Raw genomic sequence first — 23,438 nt, forward strand, 5'->3', positions numbered from 1 at the left:
TACGATGAAATTTCGTCCCGTTCTTCTTGTACTGCTTCTTCTCTCCGGTTTTTATTATGTGACGACCCATTCATCGTCCACCGGAAAGCTCTTCCCCTGGCTTCAGCGCGCTCCTGCTTTCACAGGCGCAACCAATACCAATACCGCCGCGATCAGTGGCCCCGTGGGGAAGTTTGAGCTGACGGTGGCTTCTGCCGCTCCGGCCTTTGACTCGGAAGAGCAGCAGAACATCGCTGTCTACAAGAAGGTCCTGCCTTCGGTTGTGAATATCACCTCAACCGAGGTTGCTTTCGACTTCTTTTACGGTCCGGTTCCGCAGCAGGGCCAAGGCTCGGGATTCATTCTCACCAAAGATGGCATGATTCTGACCAATAATCACGTCATCGGAGGCAATCCGCAGCGGCTTGAGGTGATGCTTTCGAACAAGCACAAGTACAAGGCTCGTGTGCTTGCAGCGGACAAAAACCACGACCTGGCCCTGATCAAGATCGACGCGCCCGACCTGACTCCGGTTACGCTCTCCGACTCGCGAGGCCTGATGGTGGGACAGAAGGTTTACGCAATCGGCAATCCCTTCGGCCTGAATGGAACCATGACGCGCGGTATCATCTCGGCGATTCGTTCCGTCCGTGGACCACAGGGAAACCCGATTGAAGATGCCATCCAGACCGATGCTGCCGTCAATCCCGGAAACTCCGGTGGACCGCTGCTGAACTCGCATGGCGAGGTCATCGGAATCACCACGATGATCGCCAGCAACGGAGCAGAGCAGAGTTCCGGTATTGGCTTTGCCATCCCGATCAACACGGCACGGGCCATCCTCGATGACTACGCGAAGTATGGCTACATTCGCCGTCCATCGCTCGATATCGTTACGCTGCCCATCGGACCGGATATCGCCGAGCAGATCGGCCTGCCTGCCGATTACGGCGTTCTGATCGAGCGCGTTCTCCCCGGAGGTGCAGCCGACAAAGCCGGCCTGCGTGGCGGAACCCAGCGCGCATACCAGGGCAATATTCCTGTCATGCTGGGCGGAGACCTGATCGTCGGTATGGATGGACAAGATATCACCAGCCCACAGGACCTTTCCGCGGCGATGAACTCGCATCGTGCAGGCGATACAGTGACGATCACCATCTATCGCGGTCGCAAACGCATGGATGTCAAGGTCGTGCTCGGTGATGCTCGCGATCAGCAGGGCCGAGGCGGCCAAAGCGCGTAGAGGGACTACGACTTCGGCAGATATCGGCGATCCACGATATGGTATTTTCCGCTGAGCACTCGCGAGAGCGCTTCGGGATAGGCAAGATGCTCCTGCTCGAGGATGCGTGCCGAGAGCGTCTCTGCCGTATCTTCATCGAGTACAGGAACTGTCTTCTGCAGGATGATGACGCCGTGATCGACAGCCTCATCGACAAAGTGCACCGTACATCCGGCCACTTTGGCTCCATACTCGAAAGCCTGGTGCTGCGCATCGAGCCCAGGGAATGCTGGAAGCAATGAGGGATGCACGTTGAGGATGCGGTTCGGAAAAGCCTCCACAAAGGCAGGCGTAATGATCCGCATGTATCCGGCCAGACAGACCAAATCAACGCCGTAGTCGGTGAGCGCGGCAATCATCTTCGTATCGTGAGCCTCGCGTGCAGCTTGTCCTTTGCCCTCCTGCGGAATCGCCAGCGCATTCAGCCCCAGCGAATGTGCTGCCTCCAGACCTGCGGCATCGGGCTTATTGGAAATCACGACCGCAATCTCCGCGTCGCGAATACGCCCGTCCTCAATTGCCCGATGAATGGCAAGAAAGTTGGAGCCGCGCCCCGAAAGAAGAATTCCTAGCTTGTGCACTGTCGATTTCCTTTCGGCGAAGAAGATCAGTTATAGCTGACCTTTCGTTCGCCGCGAACCGTTCTGCCGATAATGTGGAACCGCTCGTTGGCGCGATTGAGGATCGCCTTGGCCTTCTTCACCTTTTCGGCCGGAACCACGACAATCAGCCCGATTCCCATATTGAAGGTCCGCAGCATCTCATCCTGGTCCACGTTCCCCAGCTTCTGTAGATGCTCAAATAGCGGCGGAACCTGCCAGGACGCCAGGTCGATCTGCGCTCCAATCCCCTTGGGGAAGATTCGCGGAAGGTTCTCGGTAATACCGCCACCGGTGATGTGCGCCATTCCGCTGACGACCTCGCCTGCCACCAGCTTCTTGATGATCGCCAGATAGCTACGGTGCACCTTCATCAGCGCAGCGCCGGTCTTATCCTTCAGCTCGTTCACATACTGTTCGGGGCCATACTTCGCTTCTTCAAACAGCAGCTTCCGCGCCAGCGAATAACCGTTCGTATGCAGGCCATTGGACGGCAAACCCAACAAGATATCGCCGATCTGAATTCCGTCGCCTGTAATGATCTTGTCGCGGCTCACTGCGCCGATAATCGTGCCTGCCAGGTCATACTCACCATCGCCATAGAAACCCGGCATCTGAGCTGTTTCGCCACCGATCAGGGCGCACCCATTCGCGCGGCAAGCATCCGAGATGCCCTGCACCACTGTTTCCACAACGGAGTTCTCGAGTTTGCCCGTCGCCAGATAATCGAGGAAAAACAGCGGAGTCGCGCCCTGCACCGCGATATCGTTCACGCAATGGTTCACCAGGTCCTGGCCTACGGTGTGGTGAATCCCCAGCTCGAAAGCCACCTTCAGCTTGGTTCCTACACCATCAGCCGAAGATACAAGCACCGGGTTGGGATATTTCTCAAGATCGAGTGCAAACAGGCCACCAAAGCCGCCGATCTCGCTCAGCACCTGCTTGTTGAAGGTCTTCCGCGCCAGCATCTTGATGCGGTGCTTCGACTTGTCTGCCGCGGAGATGTCCACGCCTGCGTCCGCGTAGCTGATCGACTTCTTCGAGGCAGCTCCTTTTTGCGCGGTCGCGCCACGCTGCTTCGCCTCCTCCGGCTTTCGCGTTTTGCTGTCTGGGGTGGTCGCGTCGGTCGTGGGGAAGTTCTCCGGCAAAGTACTCTCCAGGGGGAAATTTATGCAGAAAAGCAGAGATTCCAGTCTAGCAGGAGGAGGCGAAGCAGCGTTGAAACGCCCTTAATATCGCTCAATCCAGGGAAATCGGCCTCAGAATCCTCAATCGAACGTCACAAATCTAGCTCTCACCTCGGGCTGCGGAACAGGACAGATCTCGTATTTTCCGAACAACCGGTACCTTACCCTGGCTACAACGCCGTAACCTACCTCGCGCAGGGCATGAGGAATGGCCTTCAGGGTTCGCCCGAGTACTTTCCACCCCAAAAGCAGCAAAGTCTCTGCGACAGCATCCGACCTGCCGTAAATCTTCTGCTTGGGAGTCAGAGTATCGGTTATCAGTACGACCCCATCGCCAGTGGCTCTGCCGCCTGCAAGTTCCTGGGCAACAACACTCTGAAGCGGCGCAAACCGAAACATCCCCTCCCGATCGAAGCGCAAGACGAGCTGCACGATCCCATTACAGAGCGCGCATACGCCGTCGTACAGCAGGACAGGCCGCCCTGCAATCCTCGTCCGCTCTATCTCCGTCACAATCTCATCCTAGTTGCAGATTGTCGGGCAAGCTTCTCAAGCTGTAACCGCCAACCGGCAACTTATACTTAATACGATGTCTCTCTCGCACAGCCGCTCCCATCTTTTGCAGCAAAAAGCCGAAGCCATCTTCCCTGGCGGAGTGAACTCCCCCGTGCGCGCCTTCCGCTCCGTCGGTGGCGAGCCCCCTTTCCTCACTCATGCCGAAGGCGCGTGGCTCTACGACGAGGACGGCAACCGTTATCTTGACTTCTTTGGCTCCTGGGGGCCCATGATCCTCGGCCACGCCTTCCCGCCCGTCGTCGAGGCCATTCGCGAGGCAGCAGGCCGCAGCGCCAGTTTTGGGGCCTCCACCGCCGCCGAGGCTGAACTCGCCGCACTCGTCCAGCAGTGCTTCCCTTCAGTCGAAAAGCTGCGCTTCGTCTCCTCCGGCACCGAGGCCTGCATGACCGCCATCCGTCTGGCCCGCGGATTCACCGGTCGCAACTTCATCATCAAGTTCGAAGGTTGCTATCACGGCCACTCCGACTGCCTCCTCGTCAAAGCCGGCAGCGGAGTCGCTACCCTCGGAATCCCCGGCTCCGCCGGTGTACCTCCCGAAACCGTGATGTACACCTTGGCCCTGCCTTTCAACGATCTCGAGGCCGTTCGCGCAGCTTTTGCGGCTCATCCTGACCAGATCGCCTGCATCATCCTCGAGCCTGTCGTCGGCAATGCCGGAACCATTCCCCCCGCGCCTGGCTATCTTGAAGGTCTGCGCGAGATCACCCGTGAGCACGGCTCCCTGTTGATCATCGACGAAGTGATGACCGGCTTCCGTGTCACGCTTGGCGGAGCCCAACGCCTCTACAACGTCCAGCCCGACCTCACCACCCTGGGCAAGATCATCGGCGGCGGTCTGCCCTGCGGAGCCTTCGGCGGACGTGCCGATGTGATGAACTGCCTCGCCCCACTCGGCCCCGTCTACCAGGCCGGAACTCTCAGCGGAAATCCTCTCGCCATGGCAGCAGGAATCGCCATGCTCAACCACCTGATCGTCAACGAGCAGACGATCTATCCGCAACTTGAGCGCGCCACCGCCCAGATTGCCGAAGGAGTCGCCGCTATCGCTCGTGAGCGCAATATCCCACTGACCACCAACCGCGTCGGCTCGATGTTCACCTGGTTCTTTACCTCGCAGCCCGTTACGGACTTCGCCTCCGCCAGCACCTCAGATACCGCTGCCTTCGGACGCTTCCATCGCGCCATGCTCGATCAGGGAGTCTGGCTGCCGCCCAGCCAGTTCGAAGCTGCCTTCGTCTCCACCGCGCACACGGCGGAAGACGTCGCCTTCACCCTGAATGCCGCACACACAGCGTTGAGCGCATAGTCAGGCGGTTGGATGGATGGAAAACCGGCCCATAGGTCGATCTACCTAAAAGCCTGCTGTACCTGAGTGCTAGAATCCGGCCATCGAAAGGAGTGCAATCCACTCTTCCTATGGCCTCCAGGAGCATGAAATTCCTCCGCGCAGCTGCTTTTCTCCCGTTTCTCTTCGGCGCTTTTCTAACCATCTCTCCTGCTGTATCGGCACAGTCTGCGCCACAGACGAAGCTCTCCGTCCATTGGGAAGAGCTCACCGGCCCTGACTTCATCAAAGCCATCCAGCAGGCGCAAAGAACTTGCATTCTCCCGATTGGCATCCTTGAAAAGCACGGGCCGCACCTGCCGATCGGCTCCGATCTCCTCACCTCGCGCTATACCGCGCTGCACGCAGCCGAACAGCAATACGCCGTCGTCTTTCCCGAATATTACTTCGGCCAGATCGCCGAGGCGCGTCACGAGCCCGGCACCGTCTCCTATCCACGTGAACTACAGCTTGCACTGTTGCAGGCCACAACCGACGAGATGGGACGCAACGGCTGTAAAAAGATCCTGATCGTCAACGGCCACGGTGGCAACAACCACCTTCTGCCTTACTTCGCCCAGACACAGCTGGATAAACCGCATGACTACGTCGTCTACATCTTCGACCAGCGCGTTCCTGCTTCCGGTGGCCCGAAGAAGAAGACCACCAACGACCAGCACGCAGGCGAGAGCGAGACCTCCAAGCTGATGATCATCCGCCCTGACCTCGTGCACCCTGATCGCGCTGCCAACGAATCCGGCGCCGACCAACATCATCTGAACCTTCCCGAGGGTGTCTACACCGGCATCTGGTGGTACGGCCGCTTCCCCGATCACTACGCAGGCGATGGAACCGCCGCCACCCACGAACTGGGCGAGTACCAGATGAAATGGTGGGTCGATTCGGTCGCCAAAGCTTTGGCTGCCATCAAAGCCGACAACGACAGCCTCCGGCTCCAGAAGGAGTTCTTCGAAAAGGCGCAGCACCCGCTCGATACGCCACAGTAAGTCTCCTTCAGGATTACTTTTCCTTCAGCCGTTCAAGCAGACGGCTCAACACCTCGCGCTCCTCTACGGAAGGCTGGAAGGAGAGCGGCTTTCTTCGGATATAGCGCAGGTTCAGGTTTGCAATGTCCGACGCCATCACGATAAACAGATTGCCGGGAACATTGAACCAATACTCCTCGGCAGTCGTCGCAAGGTCTTCGGCCTTGGCCTTACGAAACTCTGCACGCTCAAATCGTCGCGGATTGGCCAGCGTGATGCTCTGCAGGGAGCCGTCTGCGTTCAGCATGCGATCCTGAATTGCTCCCTGATAGAGCCCGCCAGTCTTCGTCAGCACATCGGCCATGATGCGAAAGCTTCCCTCAGGCAGCAGCATGTCGCTGAACAGCAGGTCCCACTCCGAGATGCGTGGCACGATGGTTGCCAGCAGCGTGCGCATCCATCGTTTGTCCAGGTGCCGCCAGATGCGGTTGTAGTTCAGCACCACGAGGATGCGAACCAGGCAGGCAATCATCACAAGGAAGTAGAGCCGCCATAGGATGGCGTAGTTCATCCAGAAAAAAGCGTAGAGGCTCGTGAAGAACTGGGCGTGATGCGTCTGAAAGAAGTTGTCGCTTTGCAGCGCGGAGAAGACGATCTCCACATCGGCCTGCGTGCCGCGCGCCCATAACGCTCCCGTCCATCGTGCCCATGCAATCGCAAGCAACAGTGGAATCGCCGCCGCAAGGATAGAGCGGGCGACTTCTTCGGCATGGCTCTGCGACCTCGTCTTGCGAAAGACAACAAGATCGGCGGCCCAGCGTGCGATCAGGTTGGGGCCAAGCAGATAAACAGCGATGAGGAAGCTGACGAGTAGCGCCAGCAACGTGGTCTCCTAGGCGACAGCTTCGTGAAGGTCGGCGAGGTTCAGCGTAATCTCGCCGAACGAGGTTGGAATCACGGCCGACTCGTGCGCACGGAGCTGTGCCAGCACCGCGTCCTCATGCCGCTGAATAAATTCGATGATCTCGGCGCGCAGCCGCTTCTGGCTGGTGCCAACATTGGCATCCCGCAGCGAAAGCACGTACTCAAGCTCAGAGCTGCTCATATCGAAAAACGCCCTCAAACGCACTGCACGAAAATCAGTGCATCTCAAGATGAAGATACCACGGGATGTGGAAATCTGCGTGTCGAACTTCGGAAGAGCAGTTCAGAAGCTAACGATCAATCTCCACGTCAGAATCAGAACAACCAACAACAGCACCCAAAACACAACGTACAGGAGATAAGCTCTCCTGCCACGGGGCGAATATAAATGTGGCTAGAAGTGCTCCGACGATAACGACTGTAGTCTCACAGGTATCTATAGCAGTTCCTGGGCCTTCAACACCGCCGCCACAGCCTCATCTGCTGTCGCTCCGACCGCAGAAAGATGCCCCATCTTGCGCCCCTTACGCGGACGGTGCTTCTCGTAGAGATGCAGCCTTACCCCCGGAACCGCAAGCACACGGTCAAACCTTGGCTCCTTCGGGGAGCCATCTTCGTTGAGCCACACATCTCCCAGTAGATTCGCAATCGCGCACGGCTGCACGATCTCGACCGCGCCCAGCGGAAGATCGCACACCGCACGCACCAGTTGTTCAAACTGGCTGGTCACGCAGGCGCGTTCACTCGCGTGATAGCTGTTGTGCGGCCGGGGAGCCAGTTCGTTCACCAACACCTTGCCGTCCTTGGTGACAAACATCTCCACCGCAAGAATTCCTTCGAGGGCAAAGGTGTCGGCGATGCTCTCCGCAAGCTGCCGCGCCTCTGCGGCCATCGCATCCGTCAGCGGAGCAGGCATCACGCTCCAGGCCAGAATCTGGTTCTCGTGGTGGTTCCACGCCGCCGGATAGACCTTCACCTCACCCGAAGGCGAACGGGCCACCAGCACCGAGATCTCGCGCTCCAGCTCGATTGCCTTCTCGATGATTCCCTCGCACTCGCCAAGCGCTTCCCAGGCACCGCGCAGCTCCTGCTCCGGGTCCGCGCCAGCACGGAAACCGACCTTGCCCTGACCGCGTCCGTCATAACCTCCGGTCGCGCTCTTGCAGAAACATCGTCCGCCCAGCGCCAGAATCGCCTCGCGCAGTTCGACTATCGAGCGAACCGCGCGATAGTCGCCTACAGGAAAACCGTGCTTCCGCAGCCAGTCTTTCTGCTCGACGCGATTCTGAATCACAGCAAGCACGGCACGCCCTGGCCGCACTGGAGCGAAGTTTGCCGCAGCATCCATGCTGGCCAGCGAGATCTGCTCGATCTCCAGAGTCACAACGTCGCATCCACGCGCCAGATTTGCCGCCTCGCGCGCATCGTCCCAACTGGCCTCGATGCATCCGTCGACGACAAAACGCGCCGCGCACGCCGGATCTGGATCGAGCACCTGAATGCGATATCCCATCGCGCGCGCCGCCATTGCGGTCATGCGGCCGAGTTGGCCACCACCGAAGATGCCAATGGTTGCGCCGGGAAGAATCGGCTTCGCTGCTTTGACTGTTTTAGAATCCGCGCTCACGCCTTGGCTGCCCCTTGCTCTTCGTCGATCCCCTGAGCCAGCACCTCATCGCGTCGCGCCGCACGCCACGCCGCCAGCTTCTTTTGCAGAGCGGCATCGGTCGTCGCAAGAATCTGTGTCGCCAACAAGCCTGCATTAGCCGCTCCTGGAGCACCGATGGCCAGCGTGCCCACAGGCACACCCTTCGGCATCTGCACGATGCTTAGCAGCGAATCCATCCCTTGCAGGGCGGTCGCCGGGATCGGCACACCGAGCACCGGCACCACGGTCTTCGCCGCAACCATGCCCGGCAGATGCGCCGCTCCGCCTGCTCCAGCGATGATGACACGCAAGCCACGATCCGCGGCTGTCTGGGCATATTCGAAGAGAAGATCAGGCGTGCGATGCGCCGAAACCACACGAACCTCATGCGGCACGCCGAACTCGCGAAGCATCTCGACAGCGCCGCGCATCACCGCATAATCGTTGCGGCTTCCCATAATGACTCCAACCAGCGGTGAGGCATCCATGCGCTGATTATACGGGTTTTGCGGATGCTTCCTGCCAGCCCAAAGAGCCTCCAGTCCACTTACTTCGTGCCCACCAGAAACTGGTTGCCATCCGGATCGGCGAAGACCGCCGAAGTTCCCCAGCCGGCCTTTGCAGGCCCCTTCAGGATGGTCACACCTTTTCGCTTCATCTCGCCAACCGTCGCCTCTACATTGTCGGTCCAGAAGGTCATGTTCATCTGGCCACCGGGTTTGATCTCTTCTCCAAAACGGAAGAGCACTACTCGCGTATCCGCTCCGGGGATTCCAAGCTCGATCCAGCGCTGCTCCTCGCTGAAGGGCTGGTCCGTTACCAGCCGAAAGCCAAGCTTTTCGGTATAGAACGCGAGCGCACGGTCCTGGTCCAGGACAGGAATGCTAACGAACTTAACTCCTCGAATCATCGACCCCTCCTATGACAACTACAACATTGTCGGCAGGAGGGATCTTCTCTGGCAAGGTATCTATAAAATTTATTACTATAGTTTTTATGCACCATGTTGCCATCGATGACTACGTGCTTGATGTTCTGTTGCCAGACCTTACTGGACACGATCACTCCCCAGCGGCCTTTCTCGTCTACGTCATCCTCTGGACAAGGCTTTACCGCTCCGAGCAGCGAAGCGTTGCGATCAGCCTGCAGCAGTTTGTCGAATCCACCGGATTGTCGAAGACGGCGGTGCAGCGATCGCTCCAGTTGTTGAAACGCCGCAAACTGATCTCCATTACTAAATCCAACCGCACCGCCGTGCCTCGTTATACGCTGATGCGCCACTGGTTAAAGCGGCGCAGTCGATAGGCAACCTCACGGCTTCGCCCATACACTCGCGTTCAGACATTCCACCACGCCATCAATGATGCCGCTGAGCCCTGCCGTAAAGCGGTCAGCATCGGCGATCTGCTTTGTTGCAATTGCGTCCGTAATGTTGATAGCAGCTCCAACGACCTCAATGGCCGCCTTCTTCTTTTGCTCGCCGCTGCCCTCCCCAAAGAGGGCCTCGGCACCGTGAAGCGCGCCCGGAAGAAATGCCAGCGCGCGCAGAAAGACCTTCATGAAATCCATCGTCATTCTCCAGTTTTGTTTGGTTATCGCCGCAGATAGTTGATTGCCACATGTATCAGCGTCACCAGCGCCCCAATCGCCGTCGTAAATCCCTTCAAGCGCTGCACGCTACGCTCATGCCGTTCGACGCGCTCCTCCAGCTGCGTCAAGCGGCCTGGCTGGCCAATCCCCATCAGTTGGTCCATCTGACTCTTCAACACACGCAGATCGGCCAGCACCTTTCCTTCAAACTCCGTCATCGCACACCTCTTTTTTGTTTTCGTAATCAGCCGACCGGCAGATTGGTAAAGACCGCGCTCGAAAATCGCGAATACACCGGTGGATTCGAGTTGTCGTACATACGCACGTAATAGCGCTCCACCTGGGCTGCTCGCGGAATCGAAAAACTCCGCACTGGCGAACGCAACACGAGGTCCTGGTCAACACCGGCACCGAAGGCCCAGTCGCGTCGCCGCACCTCGAAGCCACCACCCGCGGGCGGATTGATTCCTGCATCCATCTGCAATGCCGTTCCTGTAGCACTGGTCACCTGCAACGACTGGAGGTTGACCAGTACATTTGCAGGCGTGCTGGCCGCTGTCTCGGGCAACAAGGCATCGACAGCGACACCCTCCGCGAGCTTCAAACCCAGGCTCTCAGCCCAATCGTTAGCAAAGCTGATGTGATAGCTCGCGAGCTCGGGGCGGGCATGGCCGTCTTCGACCACCACCTTGCGCACCAGCAGCTTCAACGTGTCGCCACCAGAGCCGATAGCGAGTACATCGCCAGGCCAGATGTCCGCACCGGGATTCATCATCGTGTACGTGCCTGCTATTGCAGCCGACCGGCTGGAAGCAAAGCGCAGAACGGCTAACGCAGCGGTCTCACAGTCCACCGAACTCCGTGCGAGTGGCTTGGCCACATGGCCCATCCACTGCGCCATGCCGGGCACTCCACCCGCGCTCTCTCGCGCAATGCTGGCTGCATCGCTCAGTCGAGCTACCGATCGCCTGCGTCCGCGATAGAAGACTGTGAACTGCTCACCCGCGACTGGAATCCTTCCCGCAAAGAAGGTGATCCTTCCCGCAGGCGAGACCATGCAGTCCACGCCCTCTCCAGCGGCTCCTGTCATCCGTACTGTCTGTGAGCCGCCCGGCAGAGTGCTGACGATCCACACCGATCCCGCCTGTGTAATGCGGCAGTACCCCACCGAGCCAGACAATGCCACGCTGTTCACAACAGCAAAGTTGCAGCTTGCCGGAGAGATCGCAACCGCGCCGGAGTAAAGCACCATTGCCGGAGTATTCGAGGCCGTGCCCTCATCCACCAACTCGAAGAGCAACGACATTGGTGCTGCAACTGCACCACCACCGTAGCTCTCGAGCACACCATCGACCATCGTCGACCAGGTCTGCAACACACGCTCGGTCTCTACGCAGTGCAGCCGCATCCGCAGAGTGTATTTGTGGCCGTTCTGGATCGTGAATGGCGTTCCCACCTCTGCGCCATTGATGAATGGAACCACAACGGTCGTGCCAGCGCTCTGCCGCACGTTGTATCCGGCAAAGCAGTTCCCGCTGACAACCTCGCCGTTATAAAGCCCGCACACGATTCCAGTGCTCGGGCTTGCAAGCTGCACGTTGCCTGCCTCGACCACCAGCGTTCCTCCCATCTCGATGGGATCGATGGCGGTAAGCGTCGTCTGACCGTCGAGCCCGTTGCCTCCAGTCATCGTCAATCCCGCTGACGTGAGCTTTAGAAACGAGCCAGGATCGGCGATCTGCCATATGCGCGGATTCAGCACGCCCTGGTTGAAGCTGTCTAAGAGCGCCTGCGAAGAACTGGCACTCGCAGCTGAATGTGTAAACCGTGTTGGACGATACGGTGCTTCAGCAAGATTGAAGACACTCGTTGTTCCATCACCTGCGAAGCTCTCAGCGATATACGCTGCAGGCTCCATTTCGCCGCTCAGCGTTACGTCATTGGCCAACTCGCGCACCGCTACCGTATTCAGCGCGGCAGGATTGAGCGAGCCATCGCCATCGCTCAGCACGTGCGTTACTGCACCCGCTGTTGCCAGGCTGACGGCTCCATTCAGCACACGGTACGAGGCATACGCTGCATTGGCAATCTCGCCTGCATTAGTCGACCACGACGATGTCTGCTTCGGAGCGAAGACCCCGACCTTCGCTCCTGCAACAACTGCATCGGTTGAGAACAACCCGGCATCGACTCGGTCCGTTAGGGTGCGGAGCAGATCTCCTGCCGTTTGACTCAACCCTGTGCCTCCGGGCGAGAGGCTCTGCTTATCAAGCAGCCATTCGTCGCTCACCGCATTGAACACAAGCCGATGCACTGGTCCCATCGTTGCCACACCTGCGTAGATGCGCGCTGGCTCCGTTGCAAGATAGCCGGTGAACAACACTGCGCCTGCATCCGAAGCCACAACCACACGAGCGCGCCGCGATGGAACCGGAAGACTCAATGCGCTTAGGTCAAGTAACCCCGTGCATCGCGAGGGAGCGTTCAGCGTACGCTCGATCTTCAATGGGCCATCGGCGGCGACGGCAGCGCTATAGTCGCGCGCGCCTGTTCCGTCCAGATTGTCGATCGTGATCCTCACAGACGTCCTCCCTCGTTGGCCTGCGTAAGCGGCGGAAGCCCGCGCATGGCCCGCACTTCATCCACAGTCATGACTCCCGTTTCGATCAGCGTCTTCTGGATCGCCGCCTCGCTCGCCTCGTCACGCCCCTCCAGCTCGTTGAAACAGAACTCGAACTCGCGCCAGCCCAGCTTCTTGCTGACCAGGTCGCGCGTGATGTGCTCGGCAACCAGCTTCGCTACTGGAACCACCGCGCTCTGAAAGGCCTCGTTCGCCAGCTCTGCTGCCGTAGAACGGTTCACATCGCCGGGAACACCCAGCAGCATCGGCGGAAGCTCAAATGCATTCGCGATCAGACGGATCAACATCTCCTGCCACTGAAGCCGAAGATCCGCGTCCGTACCTCCCGCAAAGCGCAGCACCTCGGGCTTGTTTTTGCTGCTCAGTACCGGGACGCGGCCAGTGCCTTCAATCTCGTCCTGCCACCAGCGAATCAGCCGGTCATGCTGCTCGGGAGTCACCTCGTTCAGCCACAGCGCATATTGCACCACGGAGTTCGAAGCCAGCCGCCCCGCATAGCGATTCGCACTCAGAAACTGGTTCACCGTCTCGAAGGCCACCTCCAGCCGGCCTAGACCGAACGGCGTATGTGTGCGCGGATTCAGCCGCACATACATCAGCTCGTCATCACGCAACGGAATCAGCGCATCGGTGCCCAATCTTCCCGTCGCCTGCGCATAACGAGGGCGTGCAGGATCACCATCCCAGCGCGTATCGATCTGGATGGTCGCGCCATCAACGGCCCACAGATGAAAAGGCCGCTCCGGATCGCCAGTGGTTTCCATCTCCACCGCACCGAATCCACCGACCAGCAGGTCTTCGATCACCTGCTCCCACAGCACGCGGAAGCTGTCGGAGACGTTTGGTTCTTCGAGACCGCTCCGCAGAATCAGCAGCCGCTCCTTAGCGTTCGCCACATCACTCATCTTGTAACCGCGACGGATACGAACCTGCCAGTCCATACTGGCGACTTTATCCTTCACCACATTGATGGCGCGACGCACCACGGGTGTCTCGGCAAACCGGCGAAGATTCGCCGGGGTCGGCTTAGGCAACGCATTCTGCCCAACGCGCGCTCCCTGATATGGGGAGAGAATCGCAGGCAGCGCCTTGGTCTTTCTGTCTCCCTGGCTGGCATTGATCTCAGCGGCATCGACGCTCGCAACCTTTTGCCAGATATCCTTTACTGTCTCTCGAATTCTCATTTCGCGTTCACCTCATTCAAGTTCAAAACAAAGCGGCATGGCCCGAAGGCCATGCCGCTTCTCTTTTCTCCTGCTCTCTGGCGCTTACACTCTCAACTCCAACCTTGCGGTCTCGGCCACGCGAGCCAGATCGCTCAACGTAACCACTCGAATCTGCTCGCGCTCCATCGCCTCTACGCCGAAGCGATAGCGTTCTGCTGATTCAACCTCTTCTTCCTTACCCTTTTTGACCGCTTCAACCACTGCGGTCAGCTCCAGGCGTGCGTTCTCCACGCGCTCTACTCCTTCGCGAAGCTGGGGCGCCGACCACGCCAGACTCTTGGCTGCTTCGACATCGCCTTCAAGCGACACTGCCTGGAACATTCGGATCAACCCGCCCTGCACGGCGCGATATCCACAATCGATCTTCATCGGATCACCAGGCCGTGTATAAGTCGAAGCCGCGATCCGCTTGCGCATCAATCCCCATACTCTCGCACGCTCAAACTCGTCGCGCATCACTTCTGCAATGGCTGCTCTGCCTGATTTCCTGCGTTCCTGCTTCACCTTCAGGGGCTCGACATACATCCGCATCAATTGCTCAAGCTCGGCAGTCATGTTCACAGCCAGCGAGGCCCGCGCTTCTGTGATCTGCACGGAGTTCGAAAGCGCGTCTTCAAGCAGTTGCATCACTGGTTTGGTATCCGCAGCGCCCAGCAGCAGGCGCTCGGCAATCTCGCTCTCCAGCGACTCCAGCAACCCGACATCTGCGTCAGCATCCATGCAGCGCACGCGGCTCCAGTCACGCGTAAAGCGCACCACGGTATTCGGCTCACGACTTGCAGGAGAATTCACTTCACGCAGCACCACGCCGATGTTGGTGAACTCGCCCTTCACCACATCCGGCACGTACCGGATGAGGAAGAATTCGCATTGAATACGATCAGGCATACCTCTACATCACCCATCCTCTCTCATTTGCCACCGTAGCAAATTGTTGAGAGACCACAACCTTCGCGGTCTGGTTCCACATCGGGAAAGGCTCACGGTTCGAATCGCGAAACGACGTGATCAGCTCGCGCACTCGTGATCTACGCATCAGCAGTTGCTCCATCAGGCGTTCCAGCACTAACGTATCGCCGCCGTACCATTCTGGCGGAACCTGCTCGGCAATCCTCCACAGCGTATCGGCCTCCATCGCTTCTATCTTGCTCAGCCAAGGCTCAAAGCTCTGCCATCCAGTCACACCTGCATAGACGCGATTGCGCTGGTAGACGCCGCGCAGCGGCGAATCGGGAAAGCTCCACTCGCCCGCATTAAAGCAAAATCCCTGATCGATGAAGCTGGCGCGGTATCTGCGCTCTCGTGGCCTTCGCTCGAAGACCGCCTGACGGCCGTTACAATTGCCGGTCCATTTATCGATGCACAACATCCCGGCGAACTCGCGCAGGTTCTTCACCTCGTCGAGCTGCGGATCTGGAAGATAGTCAACTACCTGTCCAGGCATCAATCCGCCGACAAACTGTGAGCCGAACTGTAGCCCCGGACTGTATCGTTCCCGCAGTCCACGAGGAAGCTCGACCGTCATCTCCGGAGTGTTCGCGACCAGCCACTCCGTCACCTCGACCACATCGCAGTCCGGAACAGTAAGCCCTGCGGCGGCAGCCAAGCGCGTGACGATGAACTCGTTCGCCAGCACACGGCGGTGCTGTGGGTTGTTCTGGAACTTCACCACCCACAGCTTGCTGTCCGAGCCCAGCATAAGCTGGCTCTGTGCCCCCCCGCGCATTCTTCGGATTGCCTGTACTGCCTGAATCGCCAACCGAACTTCTCCCCCGCTAAGAATACAAGTTGCGAGTTTGCTGTTGCTATACAACTACCTGAGCATCTCTGCTCTTACGGACTGCGCAATTGCCATAGCCATCACGCAATCGTCGTGCGCTCCATTTGCCGCACCGGTGCGGCCATTCGCCATCCGAACAAACGTCCTGCACTCCTCGAGCAGACGGCGACTCATGAACCGCCAGGGCGAGTCGACCAGCAGCGATCCGAGCTGCGCGATCATGTTCGGCTTATTGCCTGCCGTCGTCAGCCATCCTGCTACACCATCCATCTCATATACATTCGCATAGTGCTCAACGGTGCTTAGATAGGCCAGCACGGCCGCTCCGTGGTTATTGCGCTCCACAGCGATCTGCGCGTTGTTGTACTCCCGAGCCAATGAGGCCACGGCTTGTGCCAGTTCCAGCGGGCCGAGCCGCTGCTGCAACTCCGCGCATTGCAGCCCTGTGCTAATCTCGACCACTTGTACAGCAGCGAAGTCCCCTTCCGATCCCCCTCCCGCCGTATCCGCAGCAACGATATAACGACGATCGCTCTGGGGAGGCAGCCAGATATGGAGAGCACCGCCGCGACGTATTTCCAGTGGCTTCGGAGCCAGCTCAATCCGCTTCTCAATCGGCCCTACTTCGAAATAGCAATCACCTGTTGCACGAAAGCAACTTACAGCATCTTCCGCGAATTCCTGCGAACGCAGCCCCTGATAGCTGGCCTCGAGCGCGCGACGGAAGCCGATTTGTTCGTCCTTCAATCCATGCGCCAGCACTAGCACCTTCTCCTCATCGGTGAAGTCTGTAACCGGATCGGATACATAGACCTCCTCCATCCACCAGGGAAAGAAGTGACGCCTGGTCCCGTTGGCCTCGGCGCGATTCCACTCGTTGTAGAAGCAGCCATAGGCACCATTTGGAGTGGACTCGATCACCATCTCACCACTCGGGGAGAGCGCAGCGCGCAGCCCGGCCAGAGTCTCCTGCGCATCGCCGGGCCAGCGGCTTACCTCGCTCAGGTGCAGGTTCTGGATCGAGAGTCCACGGCCTGCTCCGGTCGCGTCCGCGCTCAGAATACGAAACTCGCTGTCGAGTTCGGGAAAGCACATCTGCCCGACATTGGCACGACTACGGCGCAGCGGACCTTCGCGTGCATCCTTGGGCAGATGCTCCCAGAAACGCTGCACCATACGGAAGATTCCCTCGGCAGCTTCGCGGGTCTGCGCCACCTGCACAGTCAGCGTGCCGCTTGTTGTGATCGTCTTCATAAACATTCGCGCTGCCACCCAGGTGGTGATGCCCATCTGCCGCGCCTTCAGCACAATGTTTCGTCGTTCTTTCTTCTGCTCGAATGTGCGTTGCACCGTGTTGGCCTTCAGCGGAATTACCTTGCCATTGCGGTTGCGCACCTTCATATGTGCTTCAATCGCGGTAATCATCCTCTCCGGGCTGGACTGGATCTCCTCGCCCAGCTTCAAGACTCCTGCTACATCCCAGATCATCTCTTCCCACCATTTCTTCTTTGTTCTCCCTGTCCACCCCAAAACGATGGCCGGTGCGCCGCAAATTAATCTGCGGCACCACCGGCCACACCGATACGATCGCGTTCAAGACTCTGAATGGAGAACAAAATATTCTCCATTCAGAGCAATTACATCTCCCAGTGGCAGCCGCTCACGTTCTTAGGGTTAGGTACATCCCGCAGCGTTAGCGTGCTATTTGCCGGAACAGTAACGACGCTCGCGAACTCCAGCCCGTTGATCAACTGACTGGAGTTCAGAGGAGCCACCGTTACCGTGTAGGTCGATTGAGGATTATTGATGCGATAGATCGCGCCGCTCTGTCCTGTGCAGTCCGGCAGCGTCATCACACCTGCATTTGCCAATCCGGAGAGCGATACCGCGCCGTCGGCTGCCGTCATGCTGTAAGGCAGTGCGGCAACAACATGTGGATTCGTCTCGTTGTAACCAAAGGTGTAGTTCAGCACGTTGCTGACGGCGTTCGCCAATAGCTGCTGACCTGCCTGGTTGGGATGCACTCCATCGGCATTGAATACCGAGGTGTTTGCATAAGCACCGTCTGCCCCGAGTTGAGGATTCGCAGCAAAGTCGACGATGCCATCCGCCCCGGCCTGACGTGCCTTACCCAGGACCAGCGCGTTATAGGCGTTCTTGTCGCTGTCGAGCAGCACGCTGCGGCCATCGACTCCAGTACGTGAAAGCATCGTCCCCACAAAGACCTTGCAGCCGGCTTGTTTCAGCGTTTGAATTTCCCCGGCCAACGCCGCAAAGGTCGTCGGCGCGTCGAAGCCGAAGCTTAGGTCGTTGGTTCCTGCGAAGACTACTGCTACCGAAGGTCCGCTGCTGGCCAGGCAGCGTTGTCCCACGCGGTTTGCCTCCGATCCGTTGAGCGCCTGAAGTAGAACACCATAGATGCCCCAGTTCTTCGTGGTATACGCTGGCTGATTGCTCAGCGAGAGCAGTGACGGCCACGGCGTTGAAGCGCCTGTGCCGAAGGTGATCGAGTCCCCGATTGCATGGAGTTGCGGAGTCGCCGAAACGATGGATTGCGGCGTTACCACCACTCCACGGTTGGCGACCTCATTGCGAATCGCCGCGCTGATCGTCTGCACATCAACCGCCGCCAGTTGCGTAGGATACGTGCGCAGGCGATAGAAGACACCGTTCAAGCCAGAGGTCGTCCATGGACTGACTCCGCTTGAGCCGAGATACAGATTGCCCGTCGTCTGCGCTCCGGCAGAGGTTCCTTCCTTGATGTATGAGGCCACCTCAACGCCATCGATGTAAAGACGGTCCAGCGATCCGCTGCCTGAGCCGAGGGTCACAGCCAGCACGTGGAAACCACTGATGAAGTTTGCCGCGCTGGTCACCGGATAGCCGTTGGTGTACACCCGCGGAGCATAAGTCTGCGGAATCAGATTATTGCCATCGGGAGTCGCGGACTGGTACATGAAGTTGAATCCGTTACCTCCCATCGAACTGGAGATCAACACCGGATAGCTATTGCCGGGCTGATTCCCTGCGGTCAACGGATTGATATAGACGGCCAGAAAAAACGTCCTGGTCGCGTTGAGTGCGGAAGGAAGCACGACTCCCTGTGCCGTTGCGAAGGAGAGTCCTGTCGAGGTCCACGTGGGCGTGGCGGCACCAGTCAACAGTGTGGCGTTGTTTCCATTCGTGGTGCTGTCGGCAACGGTTGTGCCTGCGCCTTGCAGGAAGTTGTAATCCGCCGTGGCGCCTGCAAGCAACGTACCTCCTGTGCCGTTTCCTGGCGGAACGGCCCAGGTTCCATCTTCGCGAAGGAAGCGCGTCGTGCCTGCGGTTGCGCCGGGATCGGGAACGGCCCCCTGCGCATGGCTCGCTCCCGACGCATTGAAGACAGGGATCTGCGAGGCAGCGATCGAACCGTTTAATGTTGTAGCGTTCACGGTTGTAGCGGTGATGGTCCCGGCGGCAAATCCCTGTGGCGTGAAGCTGTACCCTGTCCCGCGCAAACTAAAGTTGAGCGAGCTCGTGTTCGGAGCGAAGCTGATCGTATCCGTTCCAACCGATGAGTTCATCTCGAAGAGGTTGTAGCCGGAGTTCCAGCGCCCGCATCCGTGCGAATTACATCGGATGGCGAAGACGGCCCGCTCACCCGCATCGAGAATCATCGAGCGCTGCCAGACGCCTTTGGTTACCAAGGCTGCGTCGGGAGCCGTATGAGTGCCTCCGTTGCCGAAGTAGTTCGATGCCGGCACTGCATTGTTGATGAACCATCCCTGAAGACCTGGCCCGTTGTTCCCTTCGTACTGTATGCCGGTCATCTGGTAGGACGAAGGACGTGGAGTCGTCTGACCGATATATTCAACGTCTCCGCCCACCTTCTGCTGGTAATAATGTGGCTGCTCCACTGGATCGTTCGCAGCCCAGCTCACGTTGTTCGGCGCAAGTGTCATCTGCCCATCGACAAGTTTGGTCGAAGGATTCATGACGCTTAACACTTCAGCCATGGGATACAGCGCATAGCCACCCGTGAGCAGAGCAACCGTTCCACCGGAGCTTGTGCCATCCGCCCCATTCTGCGTATACGTCAGCTTATTGGACGCCGTTGTCGTCACAACATAGCTGCCGTTGAAGCTGGAGTCTGCAATTCCAGAGATGACAAGTGTCAACCCATTGAGGTCCGCAGGAAGATTGCCTGCCGTCGTAAGCGTTACTGTATTTCCGCTGCGCACGGCAGACGTAATCGGTAGCGCAATATTCGCGAAGGCTGAAGTACTGCTGTTGGCTCCCACGATGGGAGTTGAGCCTCCGGCATAGTAAAGCCCGGTGGAAGAATACGAACCGATTACAGGAAAGACCTGGCGGATTCCATTCGCTGTATCGACGGTCTGTTCCAGACCGTAGCCGCACAGGCCTCCAATCGCAACCGTTGCCTGCGCCGCATGCGCGCGTTTGAAGGTGAACTGCAGGTGCGTCGCATCGACGACACTGTAGTTCGCCATCTCATAGTCTTCAAAACCAAAGTTTGGCGCTGAGGGATCAGCCACGCAGGCCACTCCTGTTTGCGTGGGCGCTGACGAGGTGCTGGCAGAAAATCCTGCGGGCAGGCCCGTCGTATTGATGGCCAGGGTCACGGTTCCCGGAGCAATATCGTGGGCCTGTGATGGGGCGGCCTGCGCAAGCTGAAGGAAGATGCTAACCGGAAAGCTGGTTCCACTGAAGGACGCCGAGGCATTCGCTCCACTTGTTCCTGTTCCGATAAGCAAGCCTGCATTGAGAACGTTCGCCGGATTTGTGTTGATGAGATAACGGCCGTCTCCCTGGGTTCCTCCATTCGTCAGTGGAGCAATCGCGACAGAGGTTGAGCCTGGTGTACAGCCGGAGATACAACTTCCCGTGAAGACCCGCGGATCCTCACGGATCTGCAAATCCATTGGATGTGCTCCTTCATCGGCATTATCGCGGAAGCCACCAAAGGAACGGATGAATTGTGCTCCGGCCAGACAGTCGCCCACGCCGAAGCAACTGACATCCAGTGGTGCAAGCACATGCTGGCCCTGAGTGTTGTAGCGTCCATTGACCATCAAGGCACTGTAGCCCATCTTGAAGTAGGGCACCGTAGCATCGATGTTCTCTGGGAAATGATTGGAGCCGCCCGCAATGGCCTGGTGATCGATCTCGAGTCCAACTGAACCTGGAGTCTGCGTTCGTGTCGTCTGATGGATCATGGCAGTAGGACGAGTAGCTGTAACATTGATGACCTGTCCAGCCTCGAGGCCTGGAACCATGACGCTCTCGGGGTTCAGATAGCTGTCGCGTCGCTGCCCTCCGCGCATGTCCTCGATGTGAGTTCCGTCGTTCCACCGCGAAGGATAGTAGAGCTCCGGAGAGGAATAGTTCTGCTCTGCCTTCAACTCACAGCCACTGGCGCAGTCCGGGCTGGCCAACGCATTCGCGATTCCGTTCGCTCCACGACCATCCTGATACTGGCTGGCGTATTGCACGCCATTCAGCCGGTTCACTGACACCTGTGTTCCCGCAGGCTGCGCAATGGTCTGGTTTCCCGGAGGAAAAACACTGAGCTTTTGCGAAAGACCGCTTGCCACCGATGCGACGTTGACGTCCACATAGTTCTTGGTGGAGGCCTGCGAAGGAGTTGAAGGATCTCCGGCGAGCGTCAAGGCGCCGGTCATGGCATCGCCGGTCTTCTGGATATAGGGTGTTGAATCCAGTGGCTGACCTGCGACAGCGTTGGCGATTGCAGTATCGACATAGCTCTTGCTGACTGTCTGCATCGCCACAGCGGTAGGCAGAACAGCATTCCGTACTGCGCTGATGTGTACTGGAGCCGGGCTGACCGGAACCACCCAGTACTCGCGATCAGCCTTTCCGTCGTCAAGATGATAAATGACGGTGTAGTACGTCCCTACAGGATTGGCACCTGCATTGGGAGCGAGTTGGGTGTTCAGTACACCGGCCGAAGTCAACGTCACTGACGTACTGCCGCTGGTCACCGGTTGGCCATTGGCCGTGGTGAAGGTAGGCCAACTGATCAGAACTGTGCCCTTCGCGGGAGTCCCATCGGCACGATAGATTGTATCTGTAACTTGCGTGGTTACAACCTGAGCCACTGCGGTAACATTCGCGCCCACCAGCACAAGGATCGCAGGCACAGCCAGCAGGATGGAAACCAATATCCTTCCTCGTCTTCGTAAATTCATCGTCGTTCTCTTTCTTTGTTGGCAGAATCGAATTCAATTCGTTTTCAAGCAGGCAGATAGCTGCGGAAGCACAAAGCGCGTTCGCCATCGCTCGAATCGATAACAGGAAGCGCGCGAAACGCCCCGGCGAGCTTGATCCGCTCGAGTGGAGCGGCGATCGTCTCCATCGTTTCGGCAGCACTCTGCATGGTTTGCAGGCGCGGATAGTGATAGATCACACGGTCGCCTTGTTCGCCCTCATGGACAAAGAGCGCAGACCACTCCTGGAAGAAGCTGCTGCCTTCGCGATCGACAAACCCCGCCAGCCGCGAGACCTGCATGCCAGCAACGGGATCTCCTGCCAACAAAGACGACTCCAGCGCGAGTGTTCCGTTCTGGATCGATGCGATGCGACCCACGTTCAGCGAGATTCGCCGGATGTAGTTCACATCGCCATTCACCTCGGCAGAGTTAAGGAGATAAGCTCCGCTGATGCCGCTACCGAGATAGCCGGTCTGCCCGGTGTAGTCCAGATCGACAACAACGAGATCTCCCACAGAGAACTGGGGTGCGGCAGCACCAATCAAAAGCGACGACGCCGTCGATCCAGGCTGGACAGGAACAGCCACAGGCGCGCTTCCATTGCTGGCCAGCAGGTTCATCTGCTGTGACCCACAGGTGAGCGCCATCTGCAACTTGCCCCAGCACGTGAATTCAATCTGGACAGCTGCCTCGAATTCGGTGCGTACCTGCGTCGCAGTGAACGAAGGTGCGCCGGTACGCAGGGCAACGATGCCGTTCTTTGCGCCGTTGTTGCTGCGGCGAAAGTTCTCGCACCATCCCAGATCGATCCAAGGCGCCGGAGGAACATCGAGCGCAAACCGTCCATTCTGCGCAGCATCAAAGAGCGTTGGCGTTCCAGTGGCTCTGTTGACTGGAGCGAAGTAAGCGCGGATGCGTCGCGCTACAGGGGCAATCGAATGTGTAAGCGTACTCATTGCAGCCCCGCTTCCTGATAGCTGAAGACTTCGATAGTCGCTATCTGTTCCAGCTGTTCGCCGTTGACCGTAATCGCGCCAAAGTTGACGTCGTTCCAAAATATGTTCGTCCGCATAGGAGCGGGCGGAGTCGCGGTGTAGTCGGTCTTGATGGTGTTCTGTGGGCTCTTGTTAAGAGCCGCCGCAAGCTCGGCATCCATCGCTGCCATCAACCTGCCTCGATCCATGCTTCCGTTGTCCGCGTTTCCTGCGGTAGCGTAACGGATCTCGCAGCGCATGGAGACCAGCGGCATCGTCTGCTGTGTGTTCATGGAAGTCTCATTCCAGCGCAAGCGGAAGATATCGGTCAGTGGAACCGCTGTGACGAGCTCGTTCTCTTCGACCAGGACACCGGGCCGCGTAACACCACGCACCAGCACCGTGCGCGCTGGATTCAGCGCAGCGATGCGATCGCGCAGCGCGATATAAAACGTGTCCTTCGCACGTTGCATAAGATGGAATCCTTTC

22 protein-coding genes are annotated in these 23,438 nt (G+C 58.4%); 4 read left to right on the top strand and 18 right to left on the bottom strand.

The window, feature by feature from the left end:
- Positions 1 to 4: 4 nt before the first annotated feature.
- Positions 5 to 1,222, top strand: coding sequence for a S1C family serine protease (locus H7846_RS00160; RefSeq protein WP_186694220.1), 1,218 nt, complete (start codon positions 5 to 7; stop codon positions 1,220 to 1,222).
- 5 nt (positions 1,223 to 1,227) lie between these two features.
- On the opposite strand, the gene purN is transcribed toward H7846_RS00160, so the two are convergent.
- From purN to H7846_RS00175, 3 genes are all read right to left on the bottom strand, one after another.
- Positions 1,228 to 1,842 (bottom strand): phosphoribosylglycinamide formyltransferase, encoded by a 615-nt coding sequence (purN, locus tag H7846_RS00165; RefSeq protein WP_186694222.1) that lies wholly within the window; start codon positions 1,840 to 1,842, stop codon positions 1,228 to 1,230.
- A 26-nt stretch (positions 1,843 to 1,868) separates the two neighbouring features.
- The gene (purM, locus tag H7846_RS00170) at positions 1,869 to 2,891 is read right to left on the bottom strand and encodes a phosphoribosylformylglycinamidine cyclo-ligase (RefSeq protein WP_255461014.1); all 1,023 of its coding nucleotides are present in this window, start codon (positions 2,889 to 2,891) and stop codon (positions 1,869 to 1,871) included.
- A 237-nt stretch (positions 2,892 to 3,128) separates the two neighbouring features.
- Complete coding sequence (locus H7846_RS00175; RefSeq protein WP_186694226.1) at positions 3,129 to 3,560, bottom strand: thiol-disulfide oxidoreductase DCC family protein; 432 nt, start codon at positions 3,558 to 3,560, stop codon at positions 3,129 to 3,131.
- 76 nt (positions 3,561 to 3,636) lie between these two features.
- On the opposite strand from H7846_RS00175, the gene hemL reads away from it, so the two are divergent.
- Positions 3,637 to 4,929 carry a glutamate-1-semialdehyde 2,1-aminomutase gene (gene hemL, locus H7846_RS00180; RefSeq protein WP_186694228.1) on the top strand — a complete coding sequence of 431 codons (1,293 nt, stop codon included), beginning with the start codon at positions 3,637 to 3,639 and terminating at the stop codon, positions 4,927 to 4,929.
- Between the two features lie 125 nt (positions 4,930 to 5,054).
- Entirely contained in the window at positions 5,055 to 5,954 is a 900-nt protein-coding gene (locus H7846_RS00185) for a creatininase family protein (RefSeq protein WP_186694229.1), read from the top strand.
- Between the two features lie 13 nt (positions 5,955 to 5,967).
- On the opposite strand, the gene H7846_RS00190 is transcribed toward H7846_RS00185, so the two are convergent.
- The 5 genes from H7846_RS00190 to H7846_RS00210 form a co-directional block, all read right to left on the bottom strand.
- Positions 5,968 to 6,816 (bottom strand): hypothetical protein, encoded by an 849-nt coding sequence (locus H7846_RS00190; protein ID WP_186694231.1) that lies wholly within the window; start codon positions 6,814 to 6,816, stop codon positions 5,968 to 5,970.
- 9 nt (positions 6,817 to 6,825) lie between these two features.
- Positions 6,826 to 7,038, bottom strand: coding sequence for a hypothetical protein (locus tag H7846_RS00195; RefSeq protein ID WP_186694233.1), 213 nt, complete (start codon positions 7,036 to 7,038; stop codon positions 6,826 to 6,828).
- Between the two features lie 255 nt (positions 7,039 to 7,293).
- The gene (gene purK / locus H7846_RS00200; RefSeq protein WP_186694235.1) at positions 7,294 to 8,484 is read right to left on the bottom strand and encodes a 5-(carboxyamino)imidazole ribonucleotide synthase; all 1,191 of its coding nucleotides are present in this window, start codon (positions 8,482 to 8,484) and stop codon (positions 7,294 to 7,296) included.
- Positions 8,481 to 8,993 (bottom strand): 5-(carboxyamino)imidazole ribonucleotide mutase, encoded by a 513-nt coding sequence (purE, locus tag H7846_RS00205; RefSeq protein WP_186694237.1) that lies wholly within the window; start codon positions 8,991 to 8,993, stop codon positions 8,481 to 8,483. The genes purK and purE overlap by 4 nt, the downstream gene beginning before the upstream one ends.
- Positions 8,994 to 9,052: 59 nt before the next feature.
- A complete protein-coding gene (locus H7846_RS00210) occupies positions 9,053 to 9,415 on the bottom strand; it encodes a VOC family protein (RefSeq protein ID WP_186694239.1) in 363 nt (120 codons plus the stop codon).
- Between the two features lie 86 nt (positions 9,416 to 9,501).
- Here H7846_RS00210 and H7846_RS00215 point away from each other — a divergent pair, with 86 nt between their 5' ends.
- Positions 9,502 to 9,810: a helix-turn-helix domain-containing protein gene (locus H7846_RS00215; RefSeq protein ID WP_186694241.1), complete on the top strand. Its 309-nt coding sequence runs from the start codon at positions 9,502 to 9,504 to the stop codon at positions 9,808 to 9,810.
- Between the two features lie 6 nt (positions 9,811 to 9,816).
- Here H7846_RS00215 and H7846_RS00220 read toward each other — a convergent pair whose 3' ends face one another.
- From H7846_RS00220 to H7846_RS00265, 10 genes are all read right to left on the bottom strand, one after another.
- The gene (locus tag H7846_RS00220; RefSeq protein ID WP_186694243.1) at positions 9,817 to 10,074 is read right to left on the bottom strand and encodes a hypothetical protein; all 258 of its coding nucleotides are present in this window, start codon (positions 10,072 to 10,074) and stop codon (positions 9,817 to 9,819) included.
- Positions 10,075 to 10,097: 23 nt separating this feature from the next.
- The gene (locus tag H7846_RS00225) at positions 10,098 to 10,313 is read right to left on the bottom strand and encodes a hypothetical protein (protein ID WP_186694245.1); all 216 of its coding nucleotides are present in this window, start codon (positions 10,311 to 10,313) and stop codon (positions 10,098 to 10,100) included.
- 26 nt (positions 10,314 to 10,339) lie between these two features.
- Positions 10,340 to 12,676, bottom strand: coding sequence for a hypothetical protein (locus tag H7846_RS00230; RefSeq protein ID WP_186694247.1), 2,337 nt, complete (start codon positions 12,674 to 12,676; stop codon positions 10,340 to 10,342).
- Positions 12,673 to 13,920 carry a phage portal protein gene (locus tag H7846_RS00235; RefSeq protein ID WP_186694249.1) on the bottom strand — a complete coding sequence of 416 codons (1,248 nt, stop codon included), beginning with the start codon at positions 13,918 to 13,920 and terminating at the stop codon, positions 12,673 to 12,675. Before H7846_RS00235 ends, H7846_RS00230 begins: the two co-directional genes overlap by 4 nt.
- Before the next feature lie 84 nt (positions 13,921 to 14,004).
- On the bottom strand, positions 14,005 to 14,850 hold the full coding sequence (locus tag H7846_RS00240; protein ID WP_186694251.1) for a DUF3037 domain-containing protein: 846 nt from the start codon (positions 14,848 to 14,850) through the stop codon (positions 14,005 to 14,007).
- A gap of 4 nt (positions 14,851 to 14,854) precedes the next feature.
- Entirely contained in the window at positions 14,855 to 15,721 is an 867-nt protein-coding gene (locus H7846_RS00245; RefSeq protein WP_222597531.1) for a HipA domain-containing protein, read from the bottom strand.
- A gap of 54 nt (positions 15,722 to 15,775) precedes the next feature.
- A complete protein-coding gene (locus H7846_RS00250; RefSeq protein WP_186694252.1) occupies positions 15,776 to 17,230 on the bottom strand; it encodes a phage terminase large subunit family protein in 1,455 nt (484 codons plus the stop codon).
- Positions 17,231 to 17,379: 149 nt separating this feature from the next.
- The gene (locus H7846_RS00255) at positions 17,380 to 21,954 is read right to left on the bottom strand and encodes a GDSL-type esterase/lipase family protein (RefSeq protein ID WP_186694254.1); all 4,575 of its coding nucleotides are present in this window, start codon (positions 21,952 to 21,954) and stop codon (positions 17,380 to 17,382) included.
- Between the two features lie 44 nt (positions 21,955 to 21,998).
- Positions 21,999 to 22,931 (bottom strand): hypothetical protein, encoded by a 933-nt coding sequence (locus H7846_RS00260; RefSeq protein WP_255460744.1) that lies wholly within the window; start codon positions 22,929 to 22,931, stop codon positions 21,999 to 22,001.
- Positions 22,928 to 23,422: a hypothetical protein gene (locus H7846_RS00265; protein WP_186694255.1), complete on the bottom strand. Its 495-nt coding sequence runs from the start codon at positions 23,420 to 23,422 to the stop codon at positions 22,928 to 22,930. The genes H7846_RS00260 and H7846_RS00265 overlap by 4 nt, the downstream gene beginning before the upstream one ends.
- Positions 23,423 to 23,438: the final 16 nt, after the last annotated feature.

The sequence above is a fragment of the Edaphobacter sp. 4G125 genome (assembly GCF_014274685.1).
Classification (GTDB): Bacteria; Acidobacteriota; Terriglobia; order Terriglobales; family Acidobacteriaceae; genus Edaphobacter.